General features: G+C 37.3%; 20 protein-coding genes. 5 read left to right on the top strand and 15 right to left on the bottom strand.

The window, feature by feature from the left end:
- Positions 1–87: 87 nt before the first annotated feature.
- From BUC16_RS02960 to BUC16_RS02950, 3 genes are read left to right on the top strand one after another with little or no spacing between them, the layout of a single operon-like run.
- Positions 88–1,524 (top strand): circularly permuted type 2 ATP-grasp protein, encoded by a 1,437-nt coding sequence (locus tag BUC16_RS02960; RefSeq protein WP_073368677.1) that lies wholly within the window; start codon positions 88–90, stop codon positions 1,522–1,524.
- Positions 1,525–1,564: 40 nt separating this feature from the next.
- The gene (locus tag BUC16_RS02955) at positions 1,565–2,518 is read left to right on the top strand and encodes an alpha-E domain-containing protein (RefSeq protein WP_084546077.1); all 954 of its coding nucleotides are present in this window, start codon (positions 1,565–1,567) and stop codon (positions 2,516–2,518) included.
- A 4-nt stretch (positions 2,519–2,522) separates the two neighbouring features.
- Positions 2,523–3,503, top strand: a complete 981-nt coding sequence (locus BUC16_RS02950; RefSeq protein ID WP_073367815.1) for a transglutaminase family protein — start codon at positions 2,523–2,525, stop codon at positions 3,501–3,503.
- Between the two features lie 74 nt (positions 3,504–3,577).
- Here BUC16_RS02950 and BUC16_RS02945 read toward each other — a convergent pair whose 3' ends face one another.
- The 6 genes from BUC16_RS02945 to BUC16_RS02920 form a co-directional block, all read right to left on the bottom strand.
- Entirely contained in the window at positions 3,578–4,903 is a 1,326-nt protein-coding gene (locus BUC16_RS02945) for a murein hydrolase activator EnvC family protein (RefSeq protein ID WP_073367814.1), read from the bottom strand.
- Positions 4,904–4,926: 23 nt separating this feature from the next.
- Complete coding sequence (gene lolB1 / locus BUC16_RS02940) at positions 4,927–5,724, bottom strand: lipoprotein insertase outer membrane protein LolB1 (RefSeq protein WP_073367812.1); 798 nt, start codon at positions 5,722–5,724, stop codon at positions 4,927–4,929.
- Between the two features lie 8 nt (positions 5,725–5,732).
- Positions 5,733–7,082, bottom strand: a complete 1,350-nt coding sequence (locus tag BUC16_RS02935) for a tetratricopeptide repeat protein (protein WP_073367811.1) — start codon at positions 7,080–7,082, stop codon at positions 5,733–5,735.
- Between the two features lie 131 nt (positions 7,083–7,213).
- Positions 7,214–8,224: a sugar phosphate nucleotidyltransferase gene (locus BUC16_RS02930; protein ID WP_073367809.1), complete on the bottom strand. Its 1,011-nt coding sequence runs from the start codon at positions 8,222–8,224 to the stop codon at positions 7,214–7,216.
- Positions 8,225–8,325: 101 nt separating this feature from the next.
- Positions 8,326–8,760: a dUTP diphosphatase gene (gene dut / locus BUC16_RS02925; RefSeq protein ID WP_073367808.1), complete on the bottom strand. Its 435-nt coding sequence runs from the start codon at positions 8,758–8,760 to the stop codon at positions 8,326–8,328.
- Positions 8,761–8,816: 56 nt separating this feature from the next.
- Positions 8,817–10,280, bottom strand: a complete 1,464-nt coding sequence (locus BUC16_RS02920) for a lipopolysaccharide biosynthesis protein (RefSeq protein ID WP_073367806.1) — start codon at positions 10,278–10,280, stop codon at positions 8,817–8,819.
- A gap of 242 nt (positions 10,281–10,522) precedes the next feature.
- Between BUC16_RS02920 and BUC16_RS02915 the strand changes: the two genes are divergently transcribed.
- On the top strand, positions 10,523–11,830 hold the full coding sequence (locus BUC16_RS02915) for a BNR repeat-containing protein (protein WP_084546076.1): 1,308 nt from the start codon (positions 10,523–10,525) through the stop codon (positions 11,828–11,830).
- A gap of 408 nt (positions 11,831–12,238) precedes the next feature.
- On the top strand, positions 12,239–12,973 hold the full coding sequence (locus BUC16_RS02910; protein WP_073367805.1) for a BamP family beta-assembly machinery protein: 735 nt from the start codon (positions 12,239–12,241) through the stop codon (positions 12,971–12,973).
- Positions 12,974–13,074: 101 nt separating this feature from the next.
- Here BUC16_RS02910 and atpG read toward each other — a convergent pair whose 3' ends face one another.
- The 9 genes from atpG to BUC16_RS02865 all read right to left on the bottom strand — a co-directional run bounded on the left by atpG (position 13,075) and on the right by BUC16_RS02865 (position 19,264).
- Positions 13,075–13,935 carry an ATP synthase F1 subunit gamma gene (gene atpG, locus BUC16_RS02905; RefSeq protein WP_073367803.1) on the bottom strand — a complete coding sequence of 287 codons (861 nt, stop codon included), beginning with the start codon at positions 13,933–13,935 and terminating at the stop codon, positions 13,075–13,077.
- Between the two features lie 82 nt (positions 13,936–14,017).
- A complete protein-coding gene (gene atpA, locus BUC16_RS02900) occupies positions 14,018–15,595 on the bottom strand; it encodes a F0F1 ATP synthase subunit alpha (RefSeq protein ID WP_073367802.1) in 1,578 nt (525 codons plus the stop codon).
- Between the two features lie 16 nt (positions 15,596–15,611).
- Positions 15,612–16,148: an ATP synthase F1 subunit delta gene (gene atpH, locus BUC16_RS02895; protein WP_073367800.1), complete on the bottom strand. Its 537-nt coding sequence runs from the start codon at positions 16,146–16,148 to the stop codon at positions 15,612–15,614.
- Between the two features lies 1 nt (position 16,149).
- Positions 16,150–16,650, bottom strand: coding sequence for a F0F1 ATP synthase subunit B (locus tag BUC16_RS02890; RefSeq protein WP_073367799.1), 501 nt, complete (start codon positions 16,648–16,650; stop codon positions 16,150–16,152).
- An 85-nt stretch (positions 16,651–16,735) separates the two neighbouring features.
- Positions 16,736–16,927, bottom strand: coding sequence for an ATP synthase F0 subunit C (gene atpE / locus BUC16_RS02885; RefSeq protein WP_073367797.1), 192 nt, complete (start codon positions 16,925–16,927; stop codon positions 16,736–16,738).
- Positions 16,928–16,990: 63 nt separating this feature from the next.
- Complete coding sequence (atpB, locus tag BUC16_RS02880) at positions 16,991–18,133, bottom strand: F0F1 ATP synthase subunit A (protein WP_073367796.1); 1,143 nt, start codon at positions 18,131–18,133, stop codon at positions 16,991–16,993.
- A 117-nt stretch (positions 18,134–18,250) separates the two neighbouring features.
- Complete coding sequence (locus BUC16_RS02875; protein WP_073367794.1) at positions 18,251–18,649, bottom strand: hypothetical protein; 399 nt, start codon at positions 18,647–18,649, stop codon at positions 18,251–18,253.
- 8 nt (positions 18,650–18,657) lie between these two features.
- The gene (locus BUC16_RS02870) at positions 18,658–18,888 is read right to left on the bottom strand and encodes an AtpZ/AtpI family protein (RefSeq protein WP_073367792.1); all 231 of its coding nucleotides are present in this window, start codon (positions 18,886–18,888) and stop codon (positions 18,658–18,660) included.
- The gene (locus tag BUC16_RS02865; protein ID WP_073367791.1) at positions 18,854–19,264 is read right to left on the bottom strand and encodes a bactofilin family protein; all 411 of its coding nucleotides are present in this window, start codon (positions 19,262–19,264) and stop codon (positions 18,854–18,856) included. The genes BUC16_RS02870 and BUC16_RS02865 overlap by 35 nt, the downstream gene beginning before the upstream one ends.
- Between the last annotated feature and the right edge of the window lie 3 nt (positions 19,265–19,267).

Genomic DNA, 19,267 nt, shown 5'->3' with positions numbered 1-19,267 from the left:
AGCAAAAATAAAACAATAAATTTGTCTTAAATCAGTGTTTTTTACAGCAAAAACAGTAAAAAAAATTACTATTTAACAATGAAAGTTATGGTGAAGTCGATACCTAAATTAAACCCGAATGGTTGGGATGAAATGTATTCTAGCAAAGGAGTTCGAACTCCTTACTCCAAAGTGTTGCAAACCATCCAAAACCTTAATCCCGAGAGTTTAACTCAAAAGCAAAAACAAGCCGCTGATTTCTTCATGAATCAGGGTATCACTTTTACGGTTTACAGCGATGACAATCAAGGAATCGAAAGGATTTTTCCGTTTGACATCATCCCGAGAATTATTACCCAAAAAGAATGGCATGAGGTAGAATCAGGAATAAAACAAAGGCTAAAAGCACTCAACCTGTTCTTGGAAGACGTCTACAACGAGCAACTTATCATAAAAGAAGGGTTGATTCCTGCTGCTTTGGTAGCATCTTGCCCGCATTATCTCCAGGAAGTGCATGGCGTGAAATTACCCCATAACATCCACATCCATATTGCCGGAATTGATTTGATACGAGGTGCAAAAGGAGAATTTTATGTATTGGAAGACAATCTTAGATGTCCGAGTGGCGTGAGTTATATGCTGGAAAATCGAGAAATCACGAAACGAATTTTTCCCGAAATGCTTTCGTCCAATCACGTGAGCATGGTGGGGAAATATCCCATGATTTTGCACAACATCCTTATTTCGATGTCGCCAAGAAACATTTCAAATCCAAATGTGGTTTTGCTCACGCCGGGTATTTATAATTCTGCTTATTATGAACACACGTTTTTGGCAAGGCAAATGGGAATTCCACTGGTAGAAGGACGTGATTTGGTTGTCAACAACAACAGGGTGTACATGAAAACCACTTCTGGTTTGCAACAAGTGGACGTGATATACAGACGTTTGGATGATGATTATCTGGATCCATTAGTTTTTAAACCCGAAAGCACCTTGGGAGTTCCCGGCCTTATAAGCGCTTATAAACAAGGTAATGTTGCCTTGGTCAATGCTGTTGGAAATGGTGTTGCCGATGATAAAGCAGTGTATGCCTATGTTCCCGACATGATAAAATTTTATCTCAACGAAGAGCCCATACTCAAAAACGTTCCTACTTACCAAATGGAAAATAAAGAAGAACGCGAACTGGTATTTGCCGACATAGGCAACATGGTTATCAAGGAAACCAATCAAAGTGGTGGATACGGAATGATTATGGGCAACAAAGCTACCGACGAAGAACTCGAAAAAGGAAAAATTGCGATTTTGGCCAATCCTCGAAATTTCATAGCCCAACCCATTATTCAACTCAGCACCGTGCCTTGCCTGATTGACGGCGAGTTAAAACTGCGCCACGTGGACTTAAGACCTTATGCCTTGTTTGGTCCCAACGGCGTGGAAATTGTTCCCGGTGGATTGACACGAGTGGCATTGACGGAAGGTTCTTTGGTGGTCAATTCTTCCCAAGGAGGCGGGAGCAAAGACACTTGGATCATTGAATAAATTAAAAGGTTCTTTTCCTTTATACTAAAACAACTATAAGATGAAAACAAACATGCTCAGCCGAGTTGCAGACGGGATGTTCTGGCTCAACAGATATATGGAAAGAGCGGATGGAATGCTGCTCACGCTAAACACATTCTATATCTTGTCTTTTGATAAAGAAATGAATGATTCCCTAGGATACAAACCCTTATTGGACTATTACACGGATTTGTCCAAAAATCAAATAGTGCAGTCTCAATACGACACAAATTTCGTTTTGAAATACATCATTTGCGACAATCAAAACAGCAATTCCATTAAAAACCTCGTCATTAAAGCTCGCGAAAATGCAAGAGGTTCCCAAGACAAAATAACCAAAGAACTTTGGGAACACATCAACTCGATGTATCATTTCATGAATGCTCCTGATTTGTCCAAAAAATTAGAAACCCATGAAGCACTAAGCATTATTACCGAACTCAAAGAAGACCTTTTGCTGTACAACGGCATCTTGCACGTTACGATGCCAAGAGGGATGGGATGGTGTTTTTCCAGTATTGGCAAACATATAGAACGTTGTTTGCAAACCATTTCGATGACACAGGCTTATTACAAACCCATTCATTACAATCTTGATGGCGAAGAAGATTTATTGTACTGGAGAAGATTATTGTTGTCGCTATCTGGCTATGAACAATACTTGAAAAGTTACAGCAATATTTCCCACAATCGCAAAGTGGTGCAACACGTGATTTTCAACAGGGATTTTTCTCATTCGGTGATATGCATATTGGAGTACATAGACAATTATTTAAACTACCTAATTATGGACAACAATTCAAGTGAAGCCAGAACCTTGCAAAATCAATTCGGAAGAATGAAAAGCTTGATTGAGTTTACAGATTATTACAACCTTACCAACAAACAACTAGAAGACGTTTTGGAAGAAACCAAGAAACAAATGATACAATTTTCGACCGATTTCTCTAAATTATTCTTCTCCTATACCTAAAAACATGGCCGTTTTCAAAATAGTTCACATCACAAAGTACCAATACTCTTGGCCCATTAAAGAAAGTATCAACGAGATACGATTGTTTCCGCATAACTTTGACAATCAAGACGTACTGCAGCACCAAATTTTAATAAGCAACAATCCCAATGTGGAAATTTCACACGATTATTATGGCAACAGGGTGGGAAATTTCAATAATTTGGAATCCCATACCGAAATGATCCTAGAATCACGAATGTTGGTACGCGTCAATCATTCGCTCAAAATTCCCGAAATAGACACTACCACAGTGCAGGATTTGGACATTGAAAAAGAAAAAAGCATTTTATTGCAACGTTTGTGCTATCCCGAAACCATCGATAAGCAAAAACAAATAAACCTTGTTTTAAAAAAAATAAACCTGCCCGATAAATCCATCATAGCCATTGCCCAAGAATGCAATGAATACATATACAAAAATTTCACCTATACCAAAGGGATTACCAACATACAAACCACTCTTGACGAGATATTGGAACTCAAAAAGGGAGTTTGCCAAGACTTTGCCCATGTGTTGTTACAGTTTTTACGCACTGCTGGAATTCCTTCCAGATACGTGAGTGGCTATGTTTGTCCCAATGAAAGTGGTCTTAGAGGAGAAGGTGCCACCCATGCCTGGGTAGAAATTTATACTCCAACACAAGGCTGGCTCGGATTAGACCCAACCAACAATATCTGGACAATGGACAATCATGTCAAGCTTTCCGTAGGAAGAAATTTCTACGATTGCACGCTTGTAAAAGGAACTTTCAAGGGATTTGCCAAACAAACACTTTCAGTTTCCGTATCTATTGGTTACGAAGACGGAAGACAATTTGAAGAAATCAATAACGTACAGCTCCAGAAAATGTCGGTGGAAGATCAAACACAACTGGATTATCTGGAACAAAATCAGGTTAAGCTGCAACAACAACAGAAGCAGCAAGAACAGCAACAGCAATAAAGAAACTTCCATTAATATAAAACCCGACAGCTTATAAAAACTGTCGGGTTTGTTATTTGGAATAAATTCAATTTTTACATTGACAACCAGCTGCTTGGATTCTGATAAGTTGTGTTTTGTAGAATCAAGAATTTAATTACCGTTTTTCCATCTCCAGTTGTTCTTATTCTACCTATAGTCTGTTTTCTACTTACTTTGTCGCCTTTGCTTACGCTTACGGAACTTAAATTGTGATATACCGTAATATAATCCCCATGCTGAATAAATACCCCTTTACTTCCTGTAGCCGAAATCATTACTCCTGTAACTTCTCCATCAAAAACAGCTCTTGCGCTAGCACCTTGTTCGGTAGTAATATCCACTCCACTATTGTGAACTGTCAATGAAGGAAAAACTGGATGCGGTTGATTTCCATAGCCTAACGAAATAAATCCTTTTTCAACCGGGAAAGGCAATCTTCCCCTATTAGCTTTGAAATTATCGGCAATAATTTTCAACTCTGGTGTTAATACTATTTTTGAAGAAGAAACCGCTGGAGCAGCAGAAACAATCTCCTTGGCTCGTGTTTTTATCTCCTCTTTTGTATCTACTTTAGTGTTATTGGCTTTGGCTCTGGCTTCGGCTTCGGCTTCGGCTTTTTTCATGGCTGCTTCCAAGGCTGCTTTTCTATTGGCTTCGGCAATCGCTGCTCTAATCAATCTATCGATTTGTCTGTCGATGGCTTTTGATTCCTGTTGTTTTTTCTTGATGTCGGCGGCAATTTTATTTTTGTCTTTTTTGATGGATTTGACCACTTTTTCTTGTTCTTTCTTTTCCTTTAACAATGACAATCGCTCTTTTTCGTTTTCGGCAATCAATTTTTGTTTGGCCGATTTTTGAACATCCAGTTTTCCATTATAATCAACCAGTTGGTCTGATTTTGATTTTATTTCCTCGCCCTGCATTTTCCTGTAATTGGTGTACTGCTTCATGTATTGGGCTCGTTTGTATGCTTGAAGAAAATTCTCCGATGACAATATAAACATGGCTCGGCTTTGCTCGGAGCGGCTTTTGTATGATTTTACGATCATCTCTGCATAATCTGCCTTTAGCACTTCAAGTTCTCTCTTGAGTTTATTGATTTTCAATTGATTGACATAGATGTCATTGCTCAACAATTTCGCTTGCCTTTCGGTGGTGTTAATTAATTTTTCCTTGAGTTTTATTTTATTGGCCTGAATGACAACCACGTGCACAGCCGATTTTTCTTTTTTCTTTACTGTTCTCAACATCTCTTCGTTTTCCCTAATTTCTCTTTGAATTTGGGCTTTACGGGCTTCTAGTTTTTCTTGCTGGGATTCCTGGCTCCACGATAGCGAAGTCAAGCATATAAATATCAGGCTTAGGAGAAATTTTGGCATATTCGAAATAAGTTTGTGCAAATTTACTTAATTATAATTCTTTTATAATCATCTGGAACAACATAAGGAAAAGAAAGTTTTTCATTAAACGTTACGGTGTTGTATTCAAGGTTAATTTGGCTTTTCCCTTTCTCTTGAATGGCGTTGATAAACACCTTCAAGGGCAAGGTTCCTTCTTTATAAACAGATTTGTTGAAATAGTCCACTGCAATCATTCTACCTTTGGTGGCTTGGGCAATTTCTTGTTTGTTCAACAAAAAGGTATTGGCATCTAAATAAAAGGATTTTTTGAAGGCATCCGCCGATTCATCCTCCAATTTATACACCTGATCCGTCAATGACTCGGTATATTTCCCTTTTTCCAAGTCATCAATCGCGCGTCCCAACAACAAGTTCTGGATTTTATCGAAATCTAAATCCGTTCCCAACCATTGGCTCAAGGTACTGAAATCGCCTTCAAAATAAGTGCCTTTCACTTTCTCGTAATAGCTCACCGATGTTGGCGTGATTGATGCTTTGCCGACCACGAATCCCAGAAAACGAACGCTGACCAAAATCTGTTCATCTTTTTTGATTTTTATTTCGGCGCTAACATTCTGTGTCTGTTTGTCATCAGAATATTGAACATCCGATTTTATATATAATGTCGAAAAATCGATTTTATTGTTGTAGTAGTTTTCAATGATTTTATTGGCCGACATTCGGGTCGAGGTTTTCGCGGCTTCCACCGCAACCGCTTTTGATTTGCACGACACAAGTGTCAGCGAGCTGGCGCAGCACACCAAAAAAACAAATACTCCTTTTGCTAAGACTCTCCTCATTTGAATTGTTATTTTTTATTTTTTAATAATTGATTGGCTTTGGAAAAATATTGCTCTTTTTTCTTGAAATCACCCAATCCATTGTACGCTTCTCCCAATTGAATGTTGAAATTAATTTCCAACGGCAGATCATCAACCACATAATCCATTCCCATTTCGAGCATTTCCTTTGCCTTCTTGAATTGCTGCAATTGATTGTAAGCCATTCCCGAATAATAATAAAACTGCGGCTGCGTAGGAAATGTTTCTACCAATGGCGTTGCTTTTTTGGCAACCAATTCAAATTGTTTGGTTTCGACATACGCCTGAAGCAATAGCAAATTAGTCTCGACATCTTGTCCAGAACTGTTTTTCAAGCTTAGTTCATAATAGTAAATAGCTTTATCCCATTGCTTTTTATTGTGATAATATTTCCCTATTTCCTTGGCTACATTTATGTTTGGGTCTTTGTCAAAATAGGTTATTGCTTTCTCCAAATCGGGTCCATATTGCGGATTTTTGGTTACAAAAATCAAAAACTCGTTCAGTATTTGATGCTTTATGGCGGAATCTATTTCGGGGCTTGCCAAAGCCACATTCATTGATTTTATGGCTTTCTCGTTTTCTTTATTGACCAAATAATACTTGAACATCCCTACTTGAGCCCAAGCCGAATTTGGAATGGCCGCCTCCAATTTTTTGGTGATATCAAATGCTTTTTTGGTATCTCCATTATTCAAATACAATCGAATCAAGTTGACGTAATTGGATTGCTCTTTTGGATTTTTTTCTATTTGGACAATTAGATTGTCTATTTCGGTATTCTGAAAATTGCCTTGCGACAAAATCTGCATTTTATAATTCTCCCTCAAGTCTGTTTTTCCAATTGTCTCGTTCAGCTCATTGATGAGAACGAGCGCTTTGTCATATTGTTGCGTGACCATGTAAAGAGAAGTCAAATCCTCCTTGTAAATTTCATCAAACGTTATCAATTTATTGATTGAAATCAGGGCTCGACCATAATTTTTGTCTGCATAACTTGCTTCATACATCCCTACCCAAAACCATTTGTTCTTGGGGTCAATTTGTGTGGCTTTTTCGAATGAAACATAGCTTTCATCGTATTTTTTTAAGGCGAAATAATTCTTTCCCATTTCCGAATAAACGACGGCATCATTGGGTTTCAATTTCAAACATTGTTCCAATGCCGTAATGGCTTTATCGTAATTCTCGATTCCTTTTTGCTTCAAGGATTCATAAAAATAATCCTGGAATTTATCGGGCTCCTGCTTGATTTCTTCGGGTTCGGTTTGCGCCAATAACACGGCCGAATTGCAAAGCAAAACCAAGAATAAAAAGAATGAAACCGTTTTTTTCATTTATGCTTTTTTAAAACCATTAAGAAATGAAGAAAATTAAGTTTTTAGTCTTAATGAACCTTCATTTCTTAATGGTTGAAAAGAAAATAGCTTTATTTCTTAAATTTTCAAGCGGAATTAATACATCTTTATTATTCCAACACCGAATAATCGCCAATGCTGATACTGGTAAAATTGCCGTTGAAACTGGCGTGACTTCCTATCATCGCGTTGTCCAACTTGGCATTTTTGATATGCGAATATGTTTGCACCAAACTATTTTTTATTACGCTGTCAATAACGTGACATCCATCTCCCAAAGACACGTTTGGCCCAACCGTTGAGTTAATTAAAATTACGTTTTCTCCAATATAACAAGGAGGAATAATAACTGAATTCTCCAATTTTACGTTTTTGGCTACCAATTGCTCGCCATCTTGATGCAAAAATCCCAACATTCTGGAATTGGTTTCAACCGTAACGTCTTTGTTGCCGCAATCCATCCATTCGGCGACTTCTCCCGGTACAAAAATCATGCCTTTGGCCATCATTTGCTTGATTCCGTCATTAATCTGGTATTCGCCACCGTGAATAATGTTGTTGTCCAACACATATTGCAATTCATTTTTCAAAACCGCAACATCCTTGAAATAGTAAATCCCGATAACGGCAAGGTCAGAAACAAATTCTTTAGGTTTTTCGACCAATTCAATGATTTGATTTGCTTCATTCAAATTGACCACGCCAAAAGCTTCCGGTTGATCCACTTTTTTTACCCAAATTACGCTGTCTGCATTTTGATCCAAATCGAAGTCGGCACGAATCAAGGTGTCGGCATAAGCAATAACCGCTGGTCCGCTCAAAGAATCTTTGGCACACATAATCGCATGACCTGTTCCAAGTGCTTCATTTTGATAATAAATAGTCCCTTTTGAACCTAACTTTTGAGCAATGGCGATTAAATCCTCTTCTACTTTTTTTCCAAAGCTTTCGTGAATGATAAAGGCAATTTCTTCAATATCCTGATTTAAAACCCCTGCAATATCTTCAACCAAACGGTGAACGATCGGTTTTCCTGCAATTGGAATTAATGGTTTAGGAATGGTTAATGTGTGAGGTCTTAATCTGGAACCACGTCCAGCCATTGGTACTATTATTTTCATTTTTCTAATTGTGTTAAGATTTGAGTATTAAGACTAAACTAAATACTTTCAACTATTAATTTTCTGTTTAAAACTGCTAACTGCGACTAAATACTGAATACTTACTTCACTCCCGTACTTCCAAAACCGCCCTCTCCTCTTGATGTTTCGGATAATTCCTGAACTTCAATCCATTCGGCTCTTTCGTGCTTGGCAATTATTAATTGGGCAATGCGTTCACCATTTTCAATAACGAAAGCTTCATTGGATAAATTTACCAAAATCACTCCAATTTCACCACGATAATCGGCATCAACAGTTCCGGGTGAATTGAGCACCGTAATTCCTTTTTTGGCAGCCAAGCCGCTTCTTGGTCGAACTTGCGCTTCATAACCTATGGGTAATTCGATGAAAAGACCTGTTTTTACAATCGTTCTTTCCAATGGATTCAAGGTTATGGATTCAGTTAGATTCGCTCTTAAATCCATTCCAGCCGAAGCAATGGTCTCATAGTTGGGCAAGTCGTGTTGCGATTTGTTGATAATATTTATTTTCATTTTTTTATTTTGATGTGACCTAGGGACAAGTCGCCACTTGTCCATGTTTATAATTTTTATTTTTTTCGGTTTAAGATTCCTAATATTGTCTCTTTCTCGTTGTGATAAACAAAATACATAAATCCAATTAACAACGGGATTCCAACGAAATAATTTTCTCTAAATTTATAGAAAGAAATAACAGAAAAAAGGATGGACAAGCCCAAATATCCGCCAATTTTTTTCATGTCATACGGGATTGGATAATACTTCTTTCCGAGTACATAAGAAATCCCCATCATGCTTCCATAAGCTGTTATGGTGGCAATTGCCGAACCATAATAACTGTATTTTGGAATTAATAAATAATTTAAAACCAAGGTCAGCACTGCTCCCACAATGGAAATATAAGCCCCAATCTGGGTTTTGTCGGTCAGTTTGTACCAAACGGAAAGGTTGTTGTAAATACCCAAAAAGAAATTGGCCAAAATGATCAGCGGAACGACTTTCATCGCCTCCCAATAGGATTCTTTGTCGAGCAAAAGAAATTTCAAGATATCGGCAAAAACAATCACGCCAAGCAGAATCAAGGACCCCAATATCACGAAATACTTGGTAATAACGGCATACGTCTGCGGTGCGTTTTCGTTGCCGGAATGACTAAAAAAGAAAGGTTCGATTCCCAGACGGAAAGCCGTGGCAAACAAAACCATGAACAATCCCAATTTATAACAGGCGGAATAAGCCCCAACCTCAGATTTGGCAATATTTTCCGGAAGTAAATAACCCAATAGAATTTTGTCGAAATGCTCGTTGACCGCAAAAGCAATTCCCGCCACCAAAATAGGCAGACCATATTTCATCATTTTTTTCCAAAGCAACTTGTCGAATTTTCGATTCAAGGAAAGGTAGTTTGGCGAAAGCACGACCAGCGTCAAGAAGCTGGCCAATAAGTTGGCAACGAAAATATAGCCGATTTCGAAGTTTTCGATGTATACACTTTCTATGAATGTATGTGGATTATCGGCTGCTAATTTTGGCAAATACAATAAAAAGAAAATGTTGAGAATCAAGTTGACCGCCACATTTCCTATCTTGATGGCGGCATACATCATTGGTCGTTGATTGGCCCGCAGTTTCGAAAACGGAACGATAACCAAGGCATCCAAAACCAGAATCCAAATGGAATAGGTCACATATTGCACTTCGACATTGGCCAAAGCCGCCAGGGAATTCCTGAAAATCAAGGCGCCAAAAAGGAAGAACATCGAAGACCAGAATATGGAAATCGTGCTGGTGGCAATCACGTTTTGCTTGTCTTTTTCGGAATTATAAAAGCGAAAAAAAGCGGTTTCCATTCCGTAGGACAAAATCACGTTGAAAAAAACCATCCAAGAAAGCAAGATGGAAACTTCACCATATTCGGCCGTTGGCAATATTCCCGTATACAATCGTACCAGCAAGAAACTCAGCATTCGAGGCAAAACCGTCGCTAGTCCGTATATGGCCGTTTGTTTGAAAAGGTTTTTATATAATCCCAAAAGTGTGTCTGTTAATTTTTATAAGACAAAAATAACCATTTCTTTGGTTTAATGCGGGTTTTGTTGATTCAATATATTTAGTAATTATTCACGGCTTGTTGCCAACTGTCCTAGCTTGAAAAACATATTTTTTCTCGATTTGGAATCTCTATCTAAACCATCTGCAACCCAAAAAAGTGAATTTATAGACTCATATTAGTCATAAAGTTCGCTATTTTTACTTTTTTTAAAATACCGATTCAATGAATATCTATAAAAAAATTATTTGTGGCTTATGCATACTGAGCTTATTTGCCTGTGCCACAAAAAATAATGTGGAAACCGCTGTTGGTTATGGTTGGAGCAATAATTCCGTCAATACCGTCAAGTTTAGAAAAAACGCGTTGACAAGCTTCAAAAATTTTCAATTCATTGGGTATTACGATGCCGATGGCACATTGGTTTTGGGCAAAAGAAAATTAAACACCACTCATTGGGACATCGTTAAAACACCTTATAAAGGAAATGTAAAAGATGCCCACAACAGTATCAGTATTGCCGTGGATGGAGATGGTTATTTGCATGTAAGTTGGGATCATCACGACACCAAACTTCGATATGCCAAAAGTAAACTGCCTTTAGGTCTGGATTTAGGAAACGAAGAACCAATGACCGGCATTTCAGAACAAAAGCTTACTTATCCCGAGTTTTACAATCTACCCAACGGAAATCTGTTATTTTTTTATCGTTCCGGTGCTTCCGGCAGAGGGAACATGGTTATCAATTCCTATAATCTGGAAGACAAGAAATGGTCACAATTGCAAACGAATTTATTGAACGGCGAAAACAACCGCAGCGCCTATTGGCAAGCCAAAGTGGATTCAAAAGGCGTGATTCATCTTTCCTGGGTTTGGAGAGAAAGTTGGGACGTGTCCACCAACCACGATTTATGTTATGCCCGCTCCAAAGATGGCGGCTTGAGTTGGGAAAAATCGAATGGTGAAAAATACACCTTGCCCATAACTGTCGCTACGGCTGAATTGGCTTGGAAGATTCCAGAAAAAAGCAGTTTAATCAATCAAACGGCCATGACGACTGATGCCAAAGGAAATCCTTATATCGCCAGTTATTGGAGCGATAACAATATTCCACAATTTCAAATTGTGTATTTGGAAAATGGCGTTTGGAAAAAAACAAACACCGCTTTTCGACAAACGTCCTTTTATTTGGGAGGCGGTGGCACCAAACAGATTCCGATTTCCAGACCCGATGTATTAGTCCAAGAACAAGGAAAGAATCGCTATTTATACCTTCTTTTTCGAGACAAAGAACGTGACAATAAAATAGCGGTGGCTTATACCAATCTAAACCAAGGAAATTCATGGAAAGTGATGGATTTATCGGCAACTCCAGTAGGTGAATGGGAACCCAATCATGATATTTCGCTATGGGACAAGAAAAACAAACTGCATATTTTTGTCCAAAAGGTGAATCAAATTGATGGTGAAGGACTCGCCAAAACGGAACCCACGATGATACAAGTACTGGAAATAAATCAATTACCCAAATAATGACGAAACAGAAAAATTGATTCCGTTTTTATTGGCCACAACGGAAACGCATCGCTATTTGGATAGAAACAACTAATAGTGGTAATCAATATAGAAGAAAAACACCAACTGTTTTAACCCGATTACAAAACACAAAAAAGGCGATAGAAAACTATTTTCAATCGCCTTTTTTATAAAGTGTTTTTTCTATCCTCTTAAATGCTTCGCTAAAAATAGTTTTGATTATGCAAATAATAGCTCGTCATCTCTTTTTTCAAAAAAACTGTAGTACTAATCTGTTAATACTGTCACAAGAATATTATATCCATAACAAATAATTACTACTATTGTTGCTTCATAAATGTAACTGCTCTTTATAAGATAGACATACCGTTACACTACATTTAATTTTAGATTAAAAACCAGCCTATGGGATATAAATTACTCCTGACTTATTTTTTTATTTCATCACAATTATTGCATTCACAAACGGAAAAAGTAAAGGGTACTGTTATGTGTAATGATTTTACATTACAAGGCATAGAAGTAGTCAATTTAGTTTCTAAAAACATCGTGATTACCAATAATTCTGGTGTTTTTTCAATCTTGGCAAAAGTGGGAGATGAAATTATTTTTATATCCAAAAATTATGAATACAAAACTATAACCTTCAAAGAAGCCGACTTTCAGAACACCAATTTGGTCATTAAGCTTATCAAAAAAACGGAAGAATTGGATGAAGTCGTAATTACAAACAAAATTATAGCACCATTAATTCCTAATATGCAAGAACTTCTTGATACCCAGGTTCCGGATGACGCCTACAGCCAGAAAAAAAATCCCTTTGGCACTGATGGAAGTATTACTTATGGTCCAGATATAATTAAAATTTTCGGAAGAATGGCAAAATTATTTACCAAACAAAAGGAAAACAAGGCTAAAGAAATAATTAAAATGGATTTTAAAGAATTAGCTAAAAACAATATTAGTCAAGAGTTTTTTAGTAAATATTTAAAATTAAATCCTGACGAAATCCATCTGTTTTTGGAGTTTTGTGATGCTGATTCAAAATCAAAAAAATTAATAGAAAACTCCAATGAACTGGAATTAATGGATTTTTTATTTGCAAAAAATTCCGAATTTAAAAAATTAAATAAAGACTAAAATCTAATTTCATTGGTTATTATTGCCTAACTAAAATAGAAAATAGGACTAAAAAAAAGTCCCGCAAATGCGGGACTTTTAATATCTATCGAATAAAAATATTATCCTTTCAAAGCTTCTGCTCCACCAACAATCTCCAAGATTTCGTTGGTAATTGCAGCCTGACGCGCTTTGTTGTAAGTCAATTTCAATTGGTCTCTCAATTCAGTTGCGTTGTCTGTTGCTTTGTGCATTGCAGTCATACGCGCTCCGTGTTCAGAAGCAAATGAATCTCTAATTCCTTTATACAATTGTGTTTTCAATGATTTTGGAATCAAGGTCAACACGATTTCTTCTTTGGATGGTTCAAAAATATAATCACCAGTTGAAGCCGGTTTGTCTGATTTTATTGGAGCCAATGGCAAAAATTGTTCGGTTTGAACGATTTGAGTAGCGGCATTTTTAAATTGGTTGTACACCAATTCGATTTTGTCATACTCACCAGACACGAATTTTTGAGTCAAAGTTTCAGCAATTACTGTAACATTGTCAAAAGTCAATGCATCAAAAACGTGACTTTGATTGTCAACAACGGTAAGTGTTTTAGTCAAAATATCGTTTCCTTTTTTACCTATGGCAAAAACATCAACTTGTTTTCCTGCGTAAAAATCGGCACGGTTTTTAACTTCCTTGATCACGTTGCTGTTAAAAGCACCGCACAAACCTCTGTTTGAAGTAATGGCAACAACCAATACTTTCTTGAGCTCGCGTTGTTTGGTGAATTCTCCTCCAACATCTCCATCAAGAGTTGCCGAAAGATTTTGCAATAATTCCGTTAATTTTTCGGCATAAGGTCGCATTGCGGTGATGGCATCTTGTGCCTTCTTCAGCTTTGCTGCAGAAACCATTTTCATCGCAGAAGTAATCTGCATCGTCGATGAAACGGAAGTAATTCTATTACGGATTTCCTTTAAATTTGCCATTTTTTTGTAAGTATTAAGACTTTAGTATTAAGCATTAAGTACCAAGAAATCTTGATACTTAATACTCTTTACTTAGTACTTCTTAGTTATATTTCGCTGAAACTTCTTTAGCTGCTGCTTCCAAAACGTCCGTGATTTCGTCAGTCAGTTTACCTGCTTTCAATGCATCAAGAGTAGCCCTGTTTTTGTTGTTCAAGAATTCCAAATAATCTTTTTCGAATTCTTTTACTTTATTCACGGGAACATTTCTCAACAAGTTTTTAGAACCTGCATAGATGATGGCAGTTTGGTTTTCAACAGTATAAGGGTCGTTTAGATTTTGTTTCAAAATCTCAACGTTTCTTTTTCCTTTTTCGATTACGTTTAAAGTAACGGCATCCAAATCAGAACCAAACTTGGCAAACGCTTCCAATTCACGGAATTGTGCTTGATCCAGTTTTAATGTACCTGCCACTTTTTTCATTGATTTAATCTGTGCGTTACCTCCAACACGAGATACAGAAATACCTACGTTGATCGCTGGACGAACACCTGAGTTAAACAAATCACCATCCAAGAAAATCTGACCATCAGTGATCGAAATTACGTTGGTTGGGATATATGCAGAAACGTCACCAGCCTGGGTTTCGATAATTGGCAAAGCAGTCAATGAACCACCACCTTTTACGATACCTTTCAATGAATCTGGTAAATCGTTCATGTCTTTAGCGATACTGTCATCGGCAATTACTTTACAAGCTCTTTCCAATAAACGAGAGTGTAGGTAGAAAACGTCTCCAGGATAAGCCTCACGTCCCGGTGGTCTTCTCAACAAAAGAGAAACCTCACGGTAAGCAACAGCTTGTTTAGACAAATCATCATAAATAATCAAAGCTGGACGACCAGAATCTCTGAAATATTCTCCAATTGCAGCACCTGCGAAAGGAGCGTAAACTTGCATTGGAGCTGGATCAGAAGCATTGGCAGCAACAATAACCGTGTAAGCCATTGCACCTTTTTCTTCCAACATTTTTGCAATTCCTGCTACAGTTGAAGCTTTTTGTCCAATTGCAACATAGATACAGAATACAGGTTTTCCTGCATCATAAAATTCTTTTTGGTTCAAGATGGTATCCAAACAAACGGTAGATTTACCTGTTTGACGGTCACCAATAACTAGCTCACGTTGTCCACGACCTACTGGAATCATTGCATCAACTGCTTTGATACCTGTTTGCAATGGCTCGGTAACTGGCTGACGGAAGATAACTCCAGGAGCTTTTCTTTCCAAAGGCATTTCGAATAATTCACCTCCGATTGGTCCTTTTCCATCAATTGGAAAACCAAGCGTGTTAACTACACGTCCTACCATTCCTTCTCCGGTTTTTAAAGCCGCAATACGTTGGGTTCTTTTTACAGTTGAACCTTCTTTGATCCCTGTTGATGGTCCTAAAAGTACCACACCAACATTGTCTTCTTCAAGATTCGAAACGATACCTTCAAGACCGTTATCAAATTCTACAAGTTCACCATATTGAACATTTGAAAGCCCATAAACAAGAGCAATTCCATCTCCAACTTGAAGTACTGAACCTACTTCTTCCAATGTAGCACCAGATTCAAAACCTTCTACTTGCTTTTTTAATATTGCTGAAATTTCAGCAGGTTTAATTTCCGCCATAATTATTTATAAATAACTAGTTACTTAATTCTCTTTTTAAAACTTGTAATCTGTTGGCAATGGAAGCATTGTATTGCTTGTCGCCTATTCTTAAGATAAACCCTCCAATGATGGAAGCATCTACCGTATTTTCAATCGTAATTTTTTTGCTTGTGGAAAGGGTTGCTATTTTAGCCGATACTTTAGCTTCCAAAGCTGCATCCATAGGAATGGCAGTGGTAACTTTGGCTACTTCAACACCATTCATGATGTCAAACAATTTGTTGTATTCCAATGCAATGGCCTCCAAGATTTCGAATCTTTTGTTTTCCAACAACAAATGGAAAAGACTTTTTGTTACGGCATTTGCAGTAGCAAAAACTTCCAACAATGCATTTTCTTTTTGCTCAACTTTGATAACTGGACTTTGAATAAACTTGTCCAATTCGGCATTGCCTTTTATTGTCGAAGCAATTAAAGCCATATCAGCGCTCACTTCGGCAGCCACCTTCTTTGAGTCGGCTATTTCCAAAATTGCTTTTGCGTAACGAATTGCTGCTCTTGTACTTGACATATTAGTTTAATTTAGCGTCGCCTAACATTTTTTCCACTAATTTTACTTGAGCTTCTTTGTTAGACAATTCGTCTTTTAATAATTTTTCTGCAATTTCAAGTGACAAAGTAGAAACCTGAAGTTTCAATTCAGCCATGGCTGCATTTTTCTCGTTTTGGATGGCAGCTTTAGCTTGTTCAATCATTTTTTGACCTTGAGCTTGTGCTTCATTTTTTGCATCGGCAACCATTTTGTCTTTCATTTCACGTGCATCTTTCAACAAAGCATCACGCTCAATTCTTGCTTCCTGCAAAATACGTTGATTGTCTGCTTGAAGGTTTTGCATTTCTTTTCTGGCGTTGTCAGCAGAAAGCAAAGCATTTTTTATACCTTCTTCTCTTTCGTTAACAGCATCCAAAATAGGTTTCCAAGCAAATTTTTTCAATAACAAAATCAATCCAACAAAAATTATTGTTTGCCAGATAAATAATCCAAACGAAAAATCATTTATTAACTTTTCCATAGTATCTCTTTAAATTGTATTCTTTTAATTTAATTTTTTTAAACAAAAGCTGCAACCAACCGTTACAGCTTTTTGTTTTGAAGAATTATACAGCGAATAAAGCTGCAAATCCAATACCTTCAATAAGCGCAGCTGCAATAAGCATAGCTGTTTGAATTTTTCCAGTAGCTTCTGGTTGACGAGCGATAGCATCCATTGCAGAACCACCGATTCTACCAATACCAATACCTGCTCCAATAACTACTAATCCTGCTCCAACGATTTTAGGAATTTCCATAAAAATATGTATTAAAAATTAAACATTCTTTTTCAAGGCATTGGCCAAAAGCCAAAACCGGTATTAATGATGAGCTTCTTCGTGATGATGCTCCTCAACTGCCGATCCAAAATACAATGCCGACAACATTGTGAAGATATAGGCTTGCAACAAGGCAACTAATATTTCGATGATTGAAATAGCGAATGACAACATAAATGACAAGCTACTTCCCAACCAACTTTTGAAAATAAATATCAATCCAATCAAACTCATCAATACCACGTGACCTGCAAAAATATTGGCGTACAAACGAATCATCAATGCGAATGGTTTGATGAATACTCCCAATAATTCGATAGGCGCCAAAATTATTTTCATTGGAGTTGGCACGCCTGGCATCCAGAAAATGTGTCCCCAATAATTTTTGTTGGCTGTAAGTGTAGTGATGATAAACGTGATTATCGCTAATCCAAAAGTGATGGCGATGTTTCCGGTAACGTTGATTCCTAGTGGAGTCAAACCAAAGATATTCAAGAACCATACAAAGAAGAAGATGGTCAACAAATAACTCATGTATCTTTTATAGTGTTTTTCGCCAATGTTTGGAATCGCGATTTCGTCACGGATGTACAATACGATTGGCTCGAAAAGTCTTCCAAATCCTGAAGAAATTCCTCCGTTCTTGGCGTAAGATTTTGCCAAGCTGGTAAACAATAAAAACATCAACAAAGCCACAACCATAATGGTCAAAACTCCTTTTGTGATAGAAAGGTCAATTGGTTTTGCATTTGTTGGATGATGCTCGTCTCCGGTTAAAGTTCCGGCAGCATCGGTTTTGTATATTTTTTCGTGGTGTAATTTGTAGAAATTCCCGTTAGATTCGGCAACAGCTTCTCCGTGTTCAAATTTAGAAGAAGAGAAAAATTGAACTCCGTTGTCCCAAAGAATGATTGGCAATGGAAATCCGTAATGAGCTCCCGTTTCAGAATCCGAAAAAAGAGAAAATTCGTGACCATCCAAAACGTGGTGACCAATTACTTCTTTTATTTGTTCTTTTATCTCCGAAGTTTCTTCTCCAGAAGTTGGAGCGGCTTCGTGGGCAACAGCTGTTGTTTCAGTTTGTACTGGTGTGCTTTCCGATGGGGTATTTGAAAAACCAAACACTGGAAGACAGGCTATTAAAATCGCTATTATAAATTGAAGTGGTTTGTTTGAAATCACCATAACTGTTAATTATCTTAATTTTTACTTTCTGAAATTGGGTGCAAAGGTACATTTTAAATTTATATGCCAAAAGCAATAAATAATTTTTTTTGGCAGAATTGTCGTTTTAAAAAAAAATTAATGCTTATTGTTTAGGATTCTGACAGTTACGATTGTTTCAATAGTTAAAAACAAAGCGAAAATTACAAAGAAGTTTAGTTTTTCAATTCTTATATTGGGATTTCCTGAATCTAGTATGGGTGACAAAACAGCATAAGAGAGAGCCATCTTGATACAAGTGACCAAAAGAAAAGTGTAGCCCACATTGTCTATGTTTTTTTCTTTGACCATGATCAGGATAAAAATAATGACTACGGAACAAATAAAGAAAAACTCGTAGATGGTTTCTATCGAAAAATAATACCCTTGAAATTTAGGGTTGTTTCCATTCAGGAAAAAAACCAATTTGTGAGCGAGATAAACCAAAGCCGAAATCACTAAAAGCTCTATAATGGGTTTGTATTTTTTTAAATTCATTTCGGTTTTTATGACGATTTGTTGATCTCTTTGAGTTGTCTGTTGATGTTGTAAAAGGCGATGGCGACACCCACAAGCGTCAGGATTTTGACAAACACATTATGAACATTGGGATATTTCTCGTCCAGCCAATTACCAAAATACGAAAACAAAAAGATGATTGCCCCCATTTGGATAGGAATATTGATAAGTGCAAGCCACTTGTTATTGGTTCGCTTCTTCGGATCTTGGTTGTCCATCGCTTGTCGTGGTGTTTTTTGAATTGGTCTTCATTTTGCATGAAGCGCTAAAATCGGCACCGGGTTCCACGGATAATTTTCCGCATACCACTTCGCCATAAATGCTGGCTTTGTGTTTTACGTTCAGTATTTCGGCGACTTGAATTTTTCCATTGAACTTGCCTTCGATGTCGGCGTTTTTGCAAATAATATCGCCAGTGACAATACCTGCGGGACCAATGACGATTTTCCCAATTGTTTGGAAATTTCCCGTCAACTCGCCGTCCAATCTAAAGTCGGCTTGGGAAATAATGTCTCCTTTTATTAGGGTTCCTTCCACAATTCTATTCGTTTTTCCAAGAAGGTCGGTATATGATTTTGTCTTTTTGTCAAACATGAT

It is taken from the genome of Flavobacterium fluvii (genome assembly GCF_900129545.1).
In the GTDB taxonomy this organism is placed as follows: Bacteria; Bacteroidota; Bacteroidia; order Flavobacteriales; family Flavobacteriaceae; genus Flavobacterium; species Flavobacterium fluvii.
This window is presented reverse-complemented; position numbering and strand designations above follow the sequence as displayed.

What these genes read in the sequence shown, in the direction of transcription:
- BUC16_RS02960 (WP_073368677.1), top strand. Translation starts at nt 88, where the DNA reads ATGGTGAAGTCGATACCTAAATTAAACCCGAATGGTTGGGATGAAATG.
- BUC16_RS02955 (WP_084546077.1), top strand. Translation starts at nt 1,565, where the DNA reads ATGAAAACAAACATGCTCAGCCGAGTTGCAGACGGGATGTTCTGGCTC.
- BUC16_RS02950 (WP_073367815.1), top strand. Translation starts at nt 2,523, where the DNA reads ATGGCCGTTTTCAAAATAGTTCACATCACAAAGTACCAATACTCTTGG.
- BUC16_RS02945 (WP_073367814.1), bottom strand. Translation starts at nt 4,903, where the DNA reads ATGCCAAAATTTCTCCTAAGCCTGATATTTATATGCTTGACTTCGCTA.
- lolB1 (WP_073367812.1), bottom strand. Translation starts at nt 5,724, where the DNA reads ATGAGGAGAGTCTTAGCAAAAGGAGTATTTGTTTTTTTGGTGTGCTGC.
- BUC16_RS02935 (WP_073367811.1), bottom strand. Translation starts at nt 7,082, where the DNA reads ATGAAAAAAACGGTTTCATTCTTTTTATTCTTGGTTTTGCTTTGCAAT.
- BUC16_RS02930 (WP_073367809.1), bottom strand. Translation starts at nt 8,224, where the DNA reads ATGAAAATAATAGTACCAATGGCTGGACGTGGTTCCAGATTAAGACCT.
- dut (WP_073367808.1), bottom strand. Translation starts at nt 8,760, where the DNA reads ATGAAAATAAATATTATCAACAAATCGCAACACGACTTGCCCAACTAT.
- BUC16_RS02915 (WP_084546076.1), top strand. Translation starts at nt 10,523, where the DNA reads ATGAATATCTATAAAAAAATTATTTGTGGCTTATGCATACTGAGCTTA.
- BUC16_RS02910 (WP_073367805.1), top strand. Translation starts at nt 12,239, where the DNA reads ATGGGATATAAATTACTCCTGACTTATTTTTTTATTTCATCACAATTA.
- atpG (WP_073367803.1), bottom strand. Translation starts at nt 13,935, where the DNA reads ATGGCAAATTTAAAGGAAATCCGTAATAGAATTACTTCCGTTTCATCG.
- atpA (WP_073367802.1), bottom strand. Translation starts at nt 15,595, where the DNA reads ATGGCGGAAATTAAACCTGCTGAAATTTCAGCAATATTAAAAAAGCAA.
- atpH (WP_073367800.1), bottom strand. Translation starts at nt 16,148, where the DNA reads ATGTCAAGTACAAGAGCAGCAATTCGTTACGCAAAAGCAATTTTGGAA.
- BUC16_RS02890 (WP_073367799.1), bottom strand. Translation starts at nt 16,650, where the DNA reads ATGGAAAAGTTAATAAATGATTTTTCGTTTGGATTATTTATCTGGCAA.
- atpE (WP_073367797.1), bottom strand. Translation starts at nt 16,927, where the DNA reads ATGGAAATTCCTAAAATCGTTGGAGCAGGATTAGTAGTTATTGGAGCA.
- atpB (WP_073367796.1), bottom strand. Translation starts at nt 18,133, where the DNA reads ATGGTGATTTCAAACAAACCACTTCAATTTATAATAGCGATTTTAATA.
- BUC16_RS02875 (WP_073367794.1), bottom strand. Translation starts at nt 18,649, where the DNA reads ATGAATTTAAAAAAATACAAACCCATTATAGAGCTTTTAGTGATTTCG.
- BUC16_RS02870 (WP_073367792.1), bottom strand. Translation starts at nt 18,888, where the DNA reads ATGGACAACCAAGATCCGAAGAAGCGAACCAATAACAAGTGGCTTGCA.
- BUC16_RS02865 (WP_073367791.1), bottom strand. Translation starts at nt 19,264, where the DNA reads ATGTTTGACAAAAAGACAAAATCATATACCGACCTTCTTGGAAAAACG.